The sequence below is a fragment of the Actinomadura sp. 21ATH genome, assembly GCF_041951345.1.
Taxonomy (GTDB): domain Bacteria; phylum Actinomycetota; class Actinomycetes; order Streptosporangiales; family Streptosporangiaceae; genus Spirillospora.
Genome location: NZ_JBGNUR010000022.1, coordinates 94,745 through 110,344 on the forward strand (window position 1 = coordinate 94,745; position 15,600 = coordinate 110,344).

General features: G+C 72.9%; 12 protein-coding genes. 6 read left to right on the forward strand and 6 right to left on the reverse strand.

Annotated features, from left to right (window positions below):
- Window positions 1-261 precede the first annotated feature (261 nt).
- Complete coding sequence (locus ACA361_RS37740; protein ID WP_375019921.1) at window positions 262-1,506, forward strand: cytochrome P450; 1,245 nt, start codon at window positions 262-264, stop codon at window positions 1,504-1,506.
- A gap of 85 nt (window positions 1,507-1,591) precedes the next feature.
- Here the strand turns inward: ACA361_RS37740 and ACA361_RS37745 are convergent, their stop codons facing one another.
- Window positions 1,592-2,809 (reverse strand): cytochrome P450, encoded by a 1,218-nt coding sequence (locus ACA361_RS37745; RefSeq protein WP_375019922.1) that lies wholly within the window; start codon window positions 2,807-2,809, stop codon window positions 1,592-1,594.
- Between the two features lie 258 nt (window positions 2,810-3,067).
- Between ACA361_RS37745 and ACA361_RS37750 the strand changes: the two genes are divergently transcribed.
- Window positions 3,068-3,904, forward strand: a complete 837-nt coding sequence (locus ACA361_RS37750; protein ID WP_375019923.1) for a universal stress protein — start codon at window positions 3,068-3,070, stop codon at window positions 3,902-3,904.
- A gap of 55 nt (window positions 3,905-3,959) precedes the next feature.
- Window positions 3,960-5,618, forward strand: coding sequence for an alpha/beta hydrolase (locus ACA361_RS37755; RefSeq protein WP_375019924.1), 1,659 nt, complete (start codon window positions 3,960-3,962; stop codon window positions 5,616-5,618).
- 18 nt (window positions 5,619-5,636) lie between these two features.
- Here the strand turns inward: ACA361_RS37755 and ACA361_RS37760 are convergent, their stop codons facing one another.
- From ACA361_RS37760 to ACA361_RS37770, 3 genes are all read right to left on the reverse strand, one after another.
- Window positions 5,637-6,371, reverse strand: a complete 735-nt coding sequence (locus tag ACA361_RS37760) for a lysostaphin resistance A-like protein (protein ID WP_375019925.1) — start codon at window positions 6,369-6,371, stop codon at window positions 5,637-5,639.
- A 114-nt stretch (window positions 6,372-6,485) separates the two neighbouring features.
- A complete protein-coding gene (gene fadD1, locus ACA361_RS37765) occupies window positions 6,486-8,075 on the reverse strand; it encodes a fatty-acid--CoA ligase FadD1 (protein WP_375019926.1) in 1,590 nt (529 codons plus the stop codon).
- Window positions 8,076-8,184: 109 nt separating this feature from the next.
- Window positions 8,185-9,198, reverse strand: a complete 1,014-nt coding sequence (locus ACA361_RS37770; protein WP_375019927.1) for an alpha/beta fold hydrolase — start codon at window positions 9,196-9,198, stop codon at window positions 8,185-8,187.
- Between the two features lie 78 nt (window positions 9,199-9,276).
- On the opposite strand from ACA361_RS37770, the gene ACA361_RS37775 reads away from it, so the two are divergent.
- On the forward strand, window positions 9,277-9,879 hold the full coding sequence (locus ACA361_RS37775) for a TetR/AcrR family transcriptional regulator (RefSeq protein ID WP_375019928.1): 603 nt from the start codon (window positions 9,277-9,279) through the stop codon (window positions 9,877-9,879).
- Here ACA361_RS37775 and ACA361_RS37780 read toward each other — a convergent pair.
- Window positions 9,876-12,920: a PQQ-dependent sugar dehydrogenase gene (locus tag ACA361_RS37780; RefSeq protein WP_375019929.1), complete on the reverse strand. Its 3,045-nt coding sequence runs from the start codon at window positions 12,918-12,920 to the stop codon at window positions 9,876-9,878. The genes ACA361_RS37775 and ACA361_RS37780 overlap by 4 nt on opposite strands.
- Before the next feature lie 286 nt (window positions 12,921-13,206).
- Here ACA361_RS37780 and ACA361_RS37785 point away from each other — a divergent pair, with 286 nt between their 5' ends.
- Both ACA361_RS37785 and ACA361_RS37790 read left to right on the forward strand, forming a co-directional pair.
- Window positions 13,207-13,737 carry a nuclear transport factor 2 family protein gene (locus ACA361_RS37785; protein WP_375019930.1) on the forward strand — a complete coding sequence of 177 codons (531 nt, stop codon included), beginning with the start codon at window positions 13,207-13,209 and terminating at the stop codon, window positions 13,735-13,737.
- Complete coding sequence (locus ACA361_RS37790; RefSeq protein ID WP_375019931.1) at window positions 13,734-14,603, forward strand: TIGR03619 family F420-dependent LLM class oxidoreductase; 870 nt, start codon at window positions 13,734-13,736, stop codon at window positions 14,601-14,603. The genes ACA361_RS37785 and ACA361_RS37790 overlap by 4 nt, the downstream gene beginning before the upstream one ends.
- Window positions 14,604-14,673: 70 nt before the next feature.
- Here the strand turns inward: ACA361_RS37790 and ACA361_RS37795 are convergent, their stop codons facing one another.
- Window positions 14,674-15,513: a helix-turn-helix transcriptional regulator gene (locus ACA361_RS37795; protein WP_375019932.1), complete on the reverse strand. Its 840-nt coding sequence runs from the start codon at window positions 15,511-15,513 to the stop codon at window positions 14,674-14,676.
- Between the last annotated feature and the right edge of the window lie 87 nt (window positions 15,514-15,600).

Genomic DNA, 15,600 nt, shown 5'->3' on the forward strand with positions numbered 1-15,600 from the left:
CCCCGCAGGGGCCGGGCCATCGCGCGCGGTGGCCCCGGCCCCTGCGGTAGCCGTTTGGGAGCGCTACAAATACGCACTTAATGACAGACGGAACCGCCTGCCGGAAACGGCCGCGAGCAATTCCGGCCATTTCGAGGAGTTGACGCCTGCCCGGGCAAGCGATTGCTGCATCATTGGTCCCGGCCGAACGCAGAGTCACCGGGACACCACGCGTCCCGCGTTCCGCCGTGCCCGCTCGCCGTGCCCCGCGAAGGACGTCGAATGTCAGCACACGCATCTGGGAGCGCGCCCGCCGCCACGGAGACGGGCGGGAGCGAACCCGTCCGGCTGACCGGTGCCGGCATCGCCAGCGAGCCCGCCGAGTTCTACCAGCGGCTGCGGCACGAGTACGGCCCGGTGGTGCCGGTCCTGCTGGACGGCGACGTGCCCGCCTGGTTCGTGGTGGGGTACCGGGAGCTGAACCACATCACCGGCGACCCGCGGCAGTTCGCCCGCGACTGCCGCCGCTGGAACGCCTGGGACCGGGTGCCCGCGGACTGGCCGCTGATGCCGTACGTCGGCTGGACCCCGTCCGTGATGTTCACCGAGGGGGCCGAGCACCGGCGGCGGGCGGGCGCGATCGGCGACGCGCTGGACGCCGTGGACCGCACCGAGCTGGCGCGGATCTGCGAGCGGACCGCCGACGACCTCATCGACGGGTTCGCCGGGTACGGCGAGGCCGACCTCATCGCGCAGTACTCGCACCAGATCCCGCTGCTGGTGCTGGCGCACCTGTTCGGCCTGCCGAGCGCGGACGTGCCGGTGCTGGTACGGGACGTGGCCGAGTCGCTCGACGTGAACGAGGAGGCCGCCGCGGCGCACGAGCGCATCCAGGAGCGGATGCGGCGGCTGGTGGCCGAGCGTGCGGAACGCCCGGGACCGGACGTGCCGTCCCGGCTGCTGGGCCATCCCGCCGGGCTCACCGAGGACGAGGTGACCATCGACCTGCTGGTGGTGATGGCGGCCGCGCAGCAGCCGACCGGCAACTGGATCGGCAACGCGCTGCGGCTGATGCTGGTGGACGATCAGTTCTCGGTGGGGTTGCAGGGCGGCCGGAACAGCGTGGACCAGGCGCTCAACCAGGTGCTCTGGGAGGACACCCCGACGCAGAACTTCATCGGCCGCTGGGCGGTGCGGCCGTGCCGGCTCGGCGGCCGCGACATCCGCGCCGGCGACCTGCTGGTGCTGGGGCTGGCGGCGGCCAACACCGATCCGCAGGTGCGGTCGGCCGGGTACGACGATCCGAACAACCGGGCGCACATGTCGTTCGGGCACGGCGAGCACGGCTGCCCGTTCCCGGCGCCCGAGCACGCCGAGGTGATCGCGAAGACGGCGGTGGAGGTGCTGCTGGACCGGCTGCCCGACATGCGGCTGGCGGTCCCGGCGGACGAGCTGGAGTGGCGGCCGTCGCTGTGGATGCGCGGCCTGCACGCCCTCCCGGTCGCCTTCACCCCGGCCGCCTACTAGCCGCCGGCCCCCGTGTTGACTCGTGGCGTGTCGCCCTCTCGCGAGGCCGCCGGAGGCGGACACGCCACGAGTCGACGGCGCGGGGTCAGGCCGCGGGGGTGAACTCCAGGGGCAGCGATCCGGGGCCGCGGGTGAAGACGCCTCGTTCGGACGGGTCCGCGCCGGCGGCCAAGCGGACGTCCGGCATGGCGTCCAGCAGCTGGTTCGCGCCGACCTCGACCTCGGTCTTGGCCAGCAGCGCGCCCACGCAGAAGTGCCGGCCCAGCGCGAACGCCAGGTGGTCGGCGGCGGCGGAGAACGCGTTGGTGGTGGTCAGGTCGCCGCGGAAGATGTCGAAGCGGTCGGGGTCGGCGTACCGGTCAGGGTCCCGCCCGGCCGCGCCGATCAGCGCGGTGACGGTGCTGCCGGCGGGGATGGCGACGCCGCTCAGCTCGACGTCCGCGGCCGGCTGCCGCATGATCATGTGGACGGGCGGGGTGTAGCGCAGCGTCTCGGCGAACGCCTGCGGGATCAGGCTGCGGTCGTCCCGTACGGCGGCCAGCTGGTCGGGGTGCGCGAGCAGGTTGGCGAACAGCGCGGAGATCGCCTTGTCGGTGGTCTCGCCGCCGGCGGCCAGCAGCAGGCTGACGAACGCCTTGATGTCCTCGTCGCTCATCCGGGTGCCGTCGATCTCGGCCAGGCACAGCTTCGACAGCAGGTCGTCGCCGGGGTTCGCGCGCCGCTCGGCGATGATCGGCAGCATGTACGCGGCCAGCTCGTCGCGGGTGCGCACGCCCGCCGCGGCCACGCCGGGGTCCTGCGTGAGGTTGCCGAGGAACGCGATGATCGAGGTGTACCACTTCTGGAAGCGGGCGTGGTCGGCCTGGTCGAGCCCCAGCATGTCGACGATGACGTTGATCGGGAAGTGCGTGCTGAACTGGCCGACCAGCTCGACCCGGCCGTCGGCGCGGAACCGGTCGATCAGCGAGCGCGCGTTGCGTTCGATGACCGGCAGGAACCGCTCCTCCAGCTCGCTGCCGCGGAAGGCGGGGGCGACCAGGCCGCGGCGGACGGCGTGCTCGCGGCCGCTGAGCTGGAGGATGGTGCGGCCGTGCACGGGTTCGAGCTGCCAGTCGTAGTTGGCGGTGGTGAAGACCTGGTCGCGGAAGACGCGGGCGACGTCCTCGTACCGCGAGACGATGAAACTCTGCATGCCCTCGTGCCAGTGGACCGGAGCATTTTCGCGGAACACCCGGTAGGAGGAGTAAGGATCGGCGGCGAATTCGGCCGACACGATATCGGGCAGTTCAGGCGTCGTGGTCACGTGGAACGCTCCTGGCAGAGGGACCGGCAGAGATTCTCTCCGAGCCTAGGAAGCGGCGCCGAGCCGGGGCCAGAGTTTCGATCTTGACCCACATTTAGGACATAGAACCAGGAAGACCGAAATTGCGGAAACCAGCCCACTCGCGTCCCGGCCGTCCCCCTCAAGGTCGTGCGAATCACTGTTCCGCTCCTGGACGGATGGGAAGGCATGCTCAGGGGACGGCGTCCAGGAGAGGGGACAGCAGTGGAGCATTCGGGCATGCCGGTCGTGGTCGGCACGGACGGGTCCGAGCACGCGCAGCGGGCCGTGCTGTGGGCCGCGGACGAGGCGGACCTGCGCGGGCTGCCGTTGAAGATCGTGCTGGCGGTGGACATGCCGGGGTTCAAGCCGCGCGACTTCGACAAGGCCCTGACCGAGTCCGGGGAGCGGGTCCTGCACGACGCGGCGCAGCAGGTCCGGGAGCGGCGGCCGGGAGTCGACGTGTCGACGGAGCTGCTGCGCGGGGACATGCCGGGGGCGGTACGGGACCAGGCCGGCTCCGCGTTCGAGATCGTGCTCGGCAGCCGCGGCCTGGGCGGCTTCAAGGGGCTGCTGCTCGGGTCGACGGCGATGCGGGTCGCCGGGCGGGTGCCCGGGCCGGTGGTGATCGTGCGGGGCCGGACGGAGGGCGGGCACGGGCGGATCGTGCTGGGCGTCGACCCGTTCCACGAGGAGGGGGACCCGCTGGAGTACGCGTTCGAGGCGGCCGTCGCCCGCAAGGCGTCGATCCGCGCGATGCACGTCTTCCAGGTGGCCGACACGCTGCTGCCGCTGACGCCGACCGTCTCCACCGAGCAGGTGGCGGAGGTGGCGCGGGACGAGGTGGCCAAGGCGCTGGCGCCGTGGAAGGAGAAGTTCCCGCAGGTGGACGTGGACGAGGAGGTCGTCCAGGGGCATCCGGTGGAGGCGCTGGTGGACGCGTCCAGGACGGCCGATCTGCTGGTGCTCGGCGCGCACGGGCACACCGCGATCGGCGGGATGATCGTCGGCTCGACCACGCAGGGGGCGTTCCAGCACGCGGACTGCCCGGTCGTCGCCGTCCGGCCGCGCTCCTGAAATATCACCCGTAACGGATGTTGCGGGATAAAGCGGGCTGGGCGACCGTGCTCGTATGAGCGAATCCGAAGCCCCGGCCGAACGCCGGCCCCGGGTGGTGCGGCGCCTCCCGGGGTACGCCGGCCTGGCCGGTGCCGTGCTGTTCGCGTGCCTGTCCTTCACGCCGTCGCTGCTGCCGCGCTCGTGGCTTCTCCAGGGCGCGATCAGCGGCGTCACGGCCGCGATCGGGTACGGGCTGGGCGCCGGCGCCGGGGCGCTGGCCCGCAAGGCCGTGCGCTGGAGGCCGGCGCCCCGGGGGAGGCGCGCCGCGTGGTGGACGTTGGCCGTCGCGGGGATCGGCCTCTTCCTCCTGCTCGACTGGCTCGGCGCGCTCTGGCAGGAGGACCTGCGGCGGCGGATGGGCATGGACGCGAACGTCGCCAGGGACGGGCTGCTCATCCTCGTCGTGACCGTGCTGGTGTTCGCGCTGCTCGTGCTGCTGGCGCGGTCGCTCCGGCTGCTCACCCGCAAGCTCGTCGCGGTGCTGGGCCGGTGGGTGCCGCGCCCGGCCGCCTACATCGGGGCGGTCGCGATCACGGTGTTCCTGGTGGTCGGGTTCCTGGAGGGCTTCCTGCTCAAGGCGCTGGTCAACACCGCGAACGAGGCGGCGCACCTCGCCAACGGCGGGACGACCGAGGGGATCACCCGCCCCGCCGCGGCCGGCCTGTCGGGGAGCCCGGCGTCGTACGTCCCCTGGGACAGCCTCGGCGTGAAGGGCCGCGACTTCGTCGGGCGGGCGAACACGGCCGCCGAGCTCGGCCGCTACACCGGCCGCCCGGCGAAGGAACCGGTCCGGGTCTACGTCGGCCTGGAGTCGGCGGACACGACCGGGGAGCAGGCGGCGCTGGCGGTCCGCGAGCTGGAGCGCACGGGCGCGTTCGACCGCCGCGTGCTGGTGATCGTCGGCACCACCGGGTCCGGCTGGGTGGACGAGACGGTGCCGGACGCGCTGGAGCACATGTACGGCGGTGACTCGGCCGTCGTGGCGGTCCAGTACTCGTACCTGCCGAGCTGGATCTCGTTCCTGACCGACAAGACGAAGGCCACCGCCGCGTCGGAGGACCTGGTGCGGGCCGTGCACGCCCGCTGGTCGAAGGAGCCGGAGGCCGAACGGCCGAAGCTGGCGCTGTTCGGGGAGAGCCTCGGGTCGTACGGGACGGAGACGGCGTTCGACGAGCTGTCCCGGCTCACGTCCGCGACCGACGGGGCGCTGCTGGTCGGGCCGCCGTTCGACAACCCGATCTGGAAGCAGGTGACGACCGGCCGCGACAAGGGCAGCCCGATCTGGCGGCCGGTGGTCGAGCAGGGGCGTACGGTGCGGTTCGGGCAGGACCCCGCGGACCTGCGCTCGCCCGCCACGGCCTGGGACTTCCCGCGGGTGGTGTACCTGCAGAACGCGTCGGACCCGATCACGTGGTGGAGCCCGGGACTGGTGCTGCGCCCGCCGGACTGGCTCGACCGGCCGCGCGGAACGGACGTGTCGGGGCAGATGCGCTGGTACCCGTTCATCAGCTTCTGGCAGGTCACGGCCGACATGGTGTTCGCCACCGAGGTCCCGGACGGGCACGGGCACAGCTACGGCGCCAACATCGTGGACGGCTGGGCGGCGCTGCTGTCGCCGCCCGGCTGGACGGGCCAGGACACCGCCCGGCTGCGCGCCCACCTCGGCGGCTGACAGGAGGGCGGCGGCGGCTCAGCCGGAGGCCAGCGCGGCGGCGAACGCGAAGCCGATCCCGTTCAGCGCCCAGTGCAGGCCCATCGGCGCGAGCAGGCTCCCGGAGCGCCGGCGCAGCTCGCAGAACACCGCCCCGCCGAGCGCGGTCACGACGACCGCGGCCGTGACGGCGGCGGCCGTCGCGCCCGTTCCGGTGCCGGCGAGCGACTCGACGGCGGCGTTCCGGGAGGCCAGGTTCAGCGACGGGAGCACGTGCCAGAACCCGAACAGGAGCGACGACCCGGCGACGGCCTTGGGGACGCCGTAGCGGCGGGCGAGCATCGCGTACAGGACGCCCCGGAACGCGACCTCCTCCAGCAGCACCGTGCCCAGCGGGATGTGCACGAGGACGTTGTAGAGCACCTCGGGGAACGGCGAGCCGCCCGCGCGCTCGTCCTCGAACGCGGTACGGGTGAACGGCAGCAGGGCCGCGACCGTGTACACGGCGAGCACGAGGAGCGCCGCGGCGGCGGCCCAGCGCGGGCCGCGCCGGAGGCCGTCCCGTCCCAGCCCGAGATCGGGCCACGAGCAGCCGTCCCAGCGCGCGGCGAGGAGCAGGAGGGCGGCACCGGCGGCGCACGTGGCGACGTACGCGCCGGGCGCGAGCCGGTTGTTGAGCAGGTTCGCGGCGACCAGGACCACCGCGACGGCGGCGGGCGCGATCACCGGCCCCACCGCCCTGAGCTGTGGCGTCCCGCCACCGGAGCGCGCCATGTCGCACCAGGACTACCCGCCGGGATCGACGCTCATTCGCGGTTGGCCGCTTACGGTACCGCCGCCCCGGGGACCGGCGGCGCATGGAGTCCCGGCCGTGGCCCGGCCGCCGCGCTAGGGGAGGACGGGCGTCCTGACCTCGTACGTCCGGCCTCGTTCCGCGCGGATCCAGCACGGGTCGTCGAAGGCGGTGCCCTCGCGGATCAGCCTGCGCTTGAGCACCTTGTTCGTCGCGGTCGTCGGCAGCTCCTCGGCGATGCGCACGTACCGGGGCCACGCCTTCGGCGACAGGTCCGCCTGGGCCGCCAGGAACTCCCCGAACGACGCCGGGGTCAGCGCGTGCCCCTCGTGCAGGATGAGCGCCGCGACCAGCTCGTCCCCGGCGTCCGGGGCGGGCACGCCGTAGGCCGCCGCCTGGCTGACGCCGGGATGCCGGAGCAGGATGTTCTCGATCATCCCGGCGGCGAGGTTCTCCCCGTCCACGCGGAGCCAGTCGCTCGTGCGCCCGGCGAGGTAGACGTAGCCGTCCGCGTCCCGGTAGGCGAGGTCGCCCGACCAGTACATGCCGCCGTCGAGGCGCTCGGTGGTGGCGTTCGCGTCGTTGTAGTAGCCGTTGAAGTAGCCGGCGCCCTGCGTGTTGACCAGCTCGCCGACCGCCTCGTCGAGGTTGGTGACCCGCCCGTTCGCGTCGAACACGGCCCGGGGGCATTCCTCGCGCGTCATGCGGTTGTAGACGGCGACCCCGTCCCAGGGGACCCCGATGGATCCGGCTGGGGTGCCGCTCTCGCGGGTGATGATGATGGCCGCCTCGGTGGAGCCGAAACCGTCCCAGACCGTCGCGCCGAATCGGCGCGTGAACTCCTCGATGTCGCGGTCGGACGCCTCGTTGCCGAACGCGACCCGCAGCGGGTTGTCGGCGTCGTCGTCCCGTTCCGGCGTGCGGAGGATGTAGGCGAGCGGCTTGCCCACGTAGTTCATGTACGTCGCGCCGTAACGCCGGATGTCGGCCAGGAAGCCGCCGGCGGAGAACCGGGGCGCGAGCGCCATCGCGGCGCCCGAGCACAGCGCCACCGAGTAGCCGCCGAGGATGGCGTTGCTGTGGAACATCGGCATCGACAGGTAGCAGGTGTCCTCTTCCGTGATGGTGAACCGGTCGCACAGCGAGGCGCCCGAGAAGACGACCATGAGGTTGCTGACCTGCACTGCCTTGGGCGCGCCGCTGGTGCCCGACGTGAAGATCAGCATGAACGTGTCCATGGCCTCGGCCTCGCGCGGCTCCTCCACCTCGCCCGGCCGCGCCGCCAGCAGGCGCGGCCACTCCTCGCCCCCCGTGTCGATCACCCGTACGCCGGGCAGGTCGAGCCCGTCGAGGAGCGGCAGATGCTCGGCGTCCGTCAGGAGGACCTGGCAGTCCGCGCGCAGGATGTCGTCCGCCAGGGCTTGGCCGCGGCGGGTGCCGTTGATCCCGGCGGCGACGTACCCGGCCAGCGCGGACGCCGCCAGGCCGAAGACCATTTCGGGGGTGTTGTCGAGAAGCAGCCCGACATGCAGGGGACGATCGGCCGCGAGCATCGGCCTGAGGGCGTTGGCGCGCGCTCCGGCACCGGCGACGTACTCGCGCCAGGACCAGACCCGGTCCCCGTACTTGACGGCCGGCGCGTCGCTCTCGGCACGCGCCCGGAGGTATCGCTGAACAGTTTCCATGGCTGTTCCCTCCTCAACCGGACACCTGTCCAGTCGCTGGTCCAGCCAGAAAACCACAGCCCCCCACCCAAACGCCATAGCGAAGCCCGCACCCGCCGCGCGACGCAGGTCAGCTCCCGTCGAGGAACGCGGCGATGTCCGCGGCGATCCTGTCGGGCTGCTCGCCGTTCACGGCGTGCGAAGCCTCCGGGTAGACCTTCACCGTCCCGTTCTGGAGGACGTCCTCGGCGCGCCTCCGCGACGCGGCGACGTCGTGCATCACCGACTCCCCCGCGAGGATCGCCAGTACCGGCATCTCCAGGCGGCGCAGCGATCCGGCCGGGACGAGACCGGGCTGCGGCAGGCGCAGCGTGTAGTTCCGCATCCCGGTCTCGATCATGTCGGCCACCGGCACGTCCTCCACGGGAGCGCCGCCCGCGGTGTAGGAGTTGAACGAGTCGCGCCAGGACTTCGGCAGCCACGGCACGGAGGCCGGGATCGCGCGGATCGCCGTACCGGCGGGGATCTTCGAGAACGTGTACACGGGGTCGAGCAGGATCAGCGAGGCGACATGCCGCGCCCGGCGGACGGCGAGGTTCGCGGCCGTCCAGCCGCCGATCGACAGCCCGACCAGGTGGAAGGACTCCTCCGGCAGCCGGTCGAGCACCTGGTCCAGCCACGCGGCCTGGTCGGCGGCCGAGGTGATCGGCGCGTCCTGCACGCTCTTCCCGGGCTCGCCGAGCAGGTCGATCGTGTAGACGTCGCCGATCCCGAGCAGGCGCGCCATGTTGTCCGCCCAGACCGGGGACGCCGACGCGCGCCCGGGAAGCAGCACCAGCGGTTCCTTCCGCCCGGTGCGCCCCTCGTACCGGTAGACCCGCACGAACCCGAAGTCCGTGCGCACGTCGATCGTCCGGGCGGCGGGCGGCATGTTCTTCATGGCCCTGTCGTAGGCGGCCATGAAGTCCGCCCGCCCGGCCGCGCCGTTCCAGTGGCCCACCGGCGCCGGGCGGCGCAGGCCGAAGGCCGCCGCGACCACGCCCACCGCGACCACGCCGGCCGTGATCTTCAGCGCGCGCCGGCGTCTCCTCCCGCCCGTTCGGACGGGGCGTTCCCGCGCTTCGTCCCGCTCGGCGTCCTCCATCCGGGCACCCCCTGAACGTCGGTCGAATTTTTGACCTAGCGGTCAAATCATACGCCAGGCTGGGATACGGTCATGTCCATGGCAGGGAAGCGCCCGGCGCCGGGCAGTGACGGCAGGCCCCTCAGCTTCATCGAGCGGAAGCGGCGCGAGCAGCTGATCGAGGCCACGATCGCGCTGGTGGCCGAGCACGGGTACGCGGCCACCTCCCTGGCGCGGATCGCGCAGGCCGCCGGGATCACCAAGGGCGCGGTGCTCTACCACTTCCCCTCGAAGGACGCGGTCGTGGCGGCGGCTCGCACCCATGTCCTGGACGCGCTCGTGGCCGACGTGGGCGCGGCGGTCGACGCGGCACCGCCCGGGGCCCGGCCGGCCGCCTACGTGCGCCGCATGGTCGGATACCTGACCGAGCACCCGGACCATGCCCGCACCCTGATCGAGGTGCTGATCAGCGGCGGCCGTCCCGATCCGGCCGCCCGCCGGGAACCGTTCGCCGCCCTCCTCCAGGCCGCCCGCGAGGCCCGCGGCCTCCCTCCCGCCGCGGACCCGCGCACGCCGGCCGTCATCGCGGGCGGGGCGATCGACGCGATCGTCGACGCGCGCCTCCAGGACCCCGCCTACGACTCCGCCGCCGCCGCCGAAGCCCTCGTCACGATGCTGGAGAGCACCTTCCTCCGCACCTAGGGGAGGGTCCATTTCTGGTTGGCGGCGGTGTGGCAGGTCCAGGCGATCAGGCGGGTGCCGTCGGCCGAGACGTTGCCCTCGACGTCCAGGCAGCGGCCGGAGCGGACGTTGAGGAGGGTGCCGTCCGGGCGGGGCGTCCAGGTCTGGCCTGGGGAGCCGTCGCAGGTCCAGAGGACGGCGGAGGCGCCGTTGGTGGTGCCGCTGCGGACGTCCAGGCACTTGCCGAGGGCGCGGACCGTGCGGTCGTCGGGCAGCGACCAGCGCTGGGCGGCGGTGTTCGCGCAGGCGGCGAGGCTGGTCTGGGTGCCGTCGGCGGTGGCGCCGCCGGTCACGGTGGCGCACTTGGCGGCCAGGCCGGTGACCGGGCCCGCGTCGCTGAAGACGCCCAGTTCCCAGAGGGAGTAGCCGTAGGCCGTTCCGCGGGCGGTGCCGTAGACGCGGACGTAGCGGGCGTCGGCGGGGGCGAAGGTGATGTGGTCGGTGCCGCCGTCGCCGGTGGTGGTCGAGTACACCGGTGTCCAGGTGGTGTTGTTCGTGGAGACCTCGACGCGGTAGCCGCGGCCGTACGCGACCTCCCAGTTGAGCAGGACGCGGTCCACGCTCGTGACGGAGCCGAGGTCGACGCTGATCCACTGCGGGTCGGTGCGGGCGCTCGACCAGCGGGTGGTCATGGAGCCGTCGACGGCGTTCGGCCCGGGGTAGGCGGACGTCTCGGTGCTGGAGACCGTCACCGGGCGGCCGCGCGCGAGGTCGCGTTTGGCTCGGTACGTCGCGGTGTACGTGGTGGCGGCCGCCGGCGCGGTGATGTTGTGGTTGCGGGCGCCGCCGTCCGACCAGGACGCCCAGCGGTACACGTCGTTCGCGGAGATCTGGGTGGCGGCGCCGGAGATCGAGCCGCTGGACCCGACGATGGACGTGCGTGTGTAGGGGGCCGCGGCCGTCCCGGAGAAGTAGGTGAGCTGGAGGCCGGGCGGCGCGGACGCGAAGGTCAGGTTCACGGTGTTCGGATCGAGGCGGACGCTCTTGGTGTCGGTCAGGCCGCCGGCGTCGCGGGCGGTGAGCCGCAGTTCGAGGTACGACGGGTACTCGTGGTCGGGCGCGGTGAACGTGCCGCTCGTCCCGGTCATCTCGGTGATCTCGTGGGTGTGGCAGTCGCTGGGGCAGTGGTGCATGACGAGTTCCCAGCTCAGCGCGGAGGCGGGCAGCGTCCCCTGGTCGGGGTCGGTGGCCGTGCCGGAGAACGCGATCGTCGAGCCGACGTTCCAGCGCGTGGCCGGGCCCGGCGCGACGATGGTGGCCGTGGGGGCGCTGTTGCCGACGCTGATCTGCTGCGCGGCGGTTCCGGTGCCGCCGCGGCCGTCGTTCACGCGGAGCCGCACGGTGACGGTCCCGGTGGCGGTGTACGTGTGCTGCGGGGTGGCGGCGGTGGAGTCGTCGTACGCGCCGTCGCCGTCGAGGTCCCACGCGTACGTGAGCGGGTCGCCGTCGGCGTCGTCGGAGGCGCGCCCGTCGAAGGTCACGGTGAGCGGGGCGCCGCCGCTGGTGCGGTCGGCGCCGATGACGGCGGTGGGCGGATTGTTGGTGGCGCTGTAGACGTACCGGATGATCCGGCCATTGTCGTAGTCGACCGCGAAGATGTCGCCGCCGGGACCGGCCTGCAATTCGGTCATTCCATATCCGGTGGCGAAGGTGACGATGTCGGATGGGTTCGGGAGGCCGTTCGCGCCGGGCCTCATCGCCCATGCGCATTTGCGGCTGTAATCGTTGAAGAACAGCGCTCCGTCGTACGCGGCGGGATAGTTGCCGCCGGGGTAGAACGCCATGCCGCCGACCGACGAGCTGCCCGTCGTGCACGTCTCCCCCGGCACGATCTTCGCGCTGTGGTCGTACGCGTAGTACGGGGCCGTGACCGCGCCCGTCCCGGCGGCGTAGAGGTTCTCGCACACGGTCAGGTCGGTGCCGTCGTACCCGCCCTGGCGGCCCGAGCCCTCGTAGCAGGGCCAGCCGAAATTGGTGACGCCGGCCGTCGGGTCCGTGACGCGGTTGATCTCCTCCCAGGTGCTCCAGCCGACGTCGCCGGCCCAGATCTCGTTCGTTCCGGGGCGGATGGCGAACCGGTACGGGTTGCGCAGCCCGTGCCCGACGATGCGCCGGGTGTTGGGGTCCGGACCGGCCTGCTGGGGATTGCCGGGGGCCGCGGCGCCGGTGTCGGGGTGCACCCGGATGAGGCTGCCGTCGAGGGTGGCGGGGTCGCCGGTGGTGCGGGTGTCCTGGGCGCGCAGCGCACCGCCCTGGGCGGACGGGGGCGACAGCGCGGTGCCGACGGCGCCGGGCGGGTCGCCGCACGGGTTGTCGGGCGTGGTGTCGGACTCGGGGAACGCGTCCTGGCCGTAGTCGGCGTAGTTGAAGCTCGCGCCGTCACCGGCGCCCGCGTACAGCATGCCGTCGGCGCCGAACGCGATCGTGCCGACCGAGTGGCTGGGGAACTGCTGGCACCAGTCCTCGATCAGGACCTGCTCGGCGACCGCCGACCCGGTCGGGGTCAGCACCGACAGGCGCCCGCCGACCTGGCATCCGTCGCTGGTCGGGCCGGGCGGCGTGGGGCACGGGTCGCCGGTCGACGTGGCCGTCCCCCAGCGGGGCGCGGGGCCGCCGATCAGCCCGTCGTAGGTGTAGAGGACGTAGACGCGGGGGTCGGCCGGGAAGTCGGGGTGGAGGGCCAGCCCGAGGAGGCCGCGGTCCCAGTAGTTGTGGACGTTGGCGCGCAGGTCGGCGTACACCGCGGGGGTCGTGTCGCCGAGCGAGTCGAAGACCTTGATGATCCCGCTCTTCTCGGCGACGAACACCCGGCCGTCGGCGGCGAACTCCACGTTGCTGGGGTTGGCCAGTCCCGTGATCACGACCTGCTCGCTGAATCCGGGCGGCAGCGCCGCGCGCGCCGCGTCCGGCGCCGGCGACGGCGGCAGCACCAGTGCCGCCAGGGGGACGAGCATCAGCGCGCAGAGCACCGCGACGACGCGGCGGCGTGCGGGAACGGCCATGGAATCCCCCTGTGCGGTCGGGCACCGGCGAGCAAGCCACTCAACACGCGCAATATCCCTCAACAATGGCGTTGAACGACATTTTTGGCCCGTTCCGGCCGATGGCCCTGACAAATCCCGTCAGGCCCCGCACACTAGGGATTCACTCGGAGATTTCCTGGTTAAGTCGCCAGCCTTATATCACCATTCGCCGGGGTCGCGAGCGTTCACCCCCGCCGGCTGAGTTCGGCCCGCCCAGTGGGACCCGCGCCGCGGGCGGGCGCCCGTTCGCGCACACTCGCCCGATATGAACGCCCCACGGACCGAGTGGTCCGACCGCCAGCAGATCCACGACGCCGTCCTGCGGTACTGCCGCGGGATCGACCGGCTCGACTTCGACCTCGTCCGGTCCGCGTACCACCCCGACGCCATCGACCACCACACCGGCTTCGACGGGACCCTGGACGAGTACATCGCCTGGGTCGAGCCCCTGCTGCGCGCCCGGCGCGGCGGGACGATGCACATCGTCGCCAACCACCTCGTCGAGCTGCTCGGCGACACCGCGATCAGCGAGACGTACGGGACGTCGGTCCACTGGGGCGAGCCCGCGGACAGCGCGCGCGCCAACTTCACCAGCGGCGTGCGGTTCGTCGACCACATGGCCTTCCGGGACGGCCGCTGGGCGATCGCCGAGCGGTGGGCCGTCCGGGAGTGGACCAGGTCCGACGCGGGCCGGCTGATCGCCAGGGAGGCCCCGGGGCCGGCCGGCACCCGCGACGGGAACGACCCCTTGGCGCGGCTCCAGCGGAGGCTGCGCGGAACGGAGGCAGGCGAGTGAAGGTGGGGATCAGCTCCCCGATCCTGGCGCTGGCGGGCAAGCGCCCGGCGTGGGAGGCGGAGGCCGGGACGGCGGAGGTCGTCCGGGTGGCGCGGGCGGCGGACCGGCTGGGGTACGCGTTCATGACGTGCCCGGACCATGTGGCCGTGCCGCCGGGGCTGCCGCGCGGGGAGCGTTTCTACGACCCGCTGGCGACGTTCGCGTTCCTGGCCGGGCAGACCCGGCGGCTCCGGTTCCTGCCGTACGTGCTGGTGCTGCCCTTCTACCACCCGCTGGAGATCGCCAAGCGGTACGGGACGCTCGACCACCTCAGCGGCGGCCGGCTGATCCTCGCGTTCGGGGTCGGGAACCTGAAGGAGGAGTTCGACATGCTCGGCGCTCCCTTCGAGGACCGCGGGCCGCGCGCCGACGACGCGCTGAAGGCGCTGCTGGCGGCGCTGTCCGGCCGGACGGTGTCGTACGAGGGGCCGTACTACGCGTTCACCGACATGGTGGTCGATCCGCACGCCGCGCAGGAGCGGGTGCCGCTGTGGATCGGCGGGCACAGCGAGCGCGCCCTGCGCCGGGCGGTCACCCTCGGCGACGGCTGGGCGCCCGCGCCGCAGTCGTTCCGCGGGCCGTCGCCGGAGCTGATGCGGGAGATGCTGGACCGGCACGACCTGCCGGACGGCTTCGACGTCGTCCTCACGCCCGGCGAGCGCCTGGACCCGGTGAACGCGCCCGGCCGGGTCGCCGAGGTCATCGCCACCGCGGAGGAGGCGGGCGCCACCCACATCAACCTGACGGTGAGGCACGAGTCGCTCCCCCACTACCTGGAGCAGCTGGAAGCCTTCGCCGAAGCAGCCGCCCTGGACATCCACCCCTGACCGCCCCGGCGGGTCGACTCGTGGCGTGTCCGCCTTCGGGCGGCGGCGCGGAGGGGGGACACGCCACGAGTCAACGCGGGGGTGCGGTGGGGCGGGTGCCTGGGGTGTGGCCGTATTGCTTGGCGTATGCCGAGATGAAGGCTGACGGGCTGGCGTAACCGACTCGGTGGGCGACCTTCGTGACCGGCAGGGTGCCCAGCAGGACGCGGGCGGCGCTCAGGCGGAGCAGGGTGCGGTAGCGCGTGTACGGCACGCCGAACTCGCGGACGAAGTCGCGCTGCAGCGTCTTCGGGCTGATGAGGAGGCGCTCGGCCCACTCGTCGAGCCGGGTGGCGTCGGCCGGGTCCCGGGAGAGGGCGCGGGCGACGGTCATCGCGTAGCCCGGACCGGCGGGCGAGCCGGTGCCCGCGCCGGCGGGCGGGACGGCGGGGGCGGGGCGCAGGCCGGTCATGATGCGGCCGCGGGCGGCCAGGGCCGTGGTGAGGTCGCAGCCGGGACCGCCGATCGTCGCGATCAGGCCCGCCGCCTCGGCGTCGATCGTGACCGGGCCCGCGCGCAGGTCCGCCAAAGCGGCGGGGATCTCGCGCAGGCAGACGCGGTAGACGGTCTGCCGGTCGCTCGCGCGGACCTCGTGCCGCATCGCGCGCTGCGCCCAGAACGCCTCGCGCGGCCCGGTGAACCCGACCGCCGATCCGTGCACGGTCGCGAGCAGGCCGTCGGGCGACCAGTAGAGCTGGTGCAGGAAGTCCTGGCGGCTCTCGCCGAAGGACAGGCCGGCCGACGACCGGTACTTGAGCACGAAGATGCCGTCCGGGCGGCCGAGGCCGTAGCCGTACTCGTCGCACCGCACCGGATCGTCCCCGGCCTCCGCGGGGCCCTCCAGCCCTCTGAGGTGTCCTCTGGGCGACACAGGTTGTCCTCTCACCGATATGGCAGCGGGTCAGGTAAGGCTAACCTAAGTGAGCTGTCCGGCGACGTCCGGGTGGTGCCTGACCCT

Coding starts and splice junctions, on each gene's coding strand:
- ACA361_RS37755 (WP_375019924.1), top strand. CDS start 3,960: ATGAGCGAATCCGAAGCCCCGGCCGAACGCCGGCCCCGGGTGGTGCGG.
- ACA361_RS37785 (WP_375019930.1), top strand. CDS start 13,207: ATGAACGCCCCACGGACCGAGTGGTCCGACCGCCAGCAGATCCACGAC.
- ACA361_RS37760 (WP_375019925.1), bottom strand. CDS start 6,371: ATGGCGCGCTCCGGTGGCGGGACGCCACAGCTCAGGGCGGTGGGGCCG.
- ACA361_RS37770 (WP_375019927.1), bottom strand. CDS start 9,198: ATGGAGGACGCCGAGCGGGACGAAGCGCGGGAACGCCCCGTCCGAACG.
- ACA361_RS37780 (WP_375019929.1), bottom strand. CDS start 12,920: ATGGCCGTTCCCGCACGCCGCCGCGTCGTCGCGGTGCTCTGCGCGCTG.
- ACA361_RS37740 (WP_375019921.1), top strand. CDS start 262: ATGTCAGCACACGCATCTGGGAGCGCGCCCGCCGCCACGGAGACGGGC.
- ACA361_RS37750 (WP_375019923.1), top strand. CDS start 3,068: ATGCCGGTCGTGGTCGGCACGGACGGGTCCGAGCACGCGCAGCGGGCC.
- ACA361_RS37775 (WP_375019928.1), top strand. CDS start 9,277: ATGGCAGGGAAGCGCCCGGCGCCGGGCAGTGACGGCAGGCCCCTCAGC.
- fadD1 (WP_375019926.1), bottom strand. CDS start 8,075: ATGGAAACTGTTCAGCGATACCTCCGGGCGCGTGCCGAGAGCGACGCG.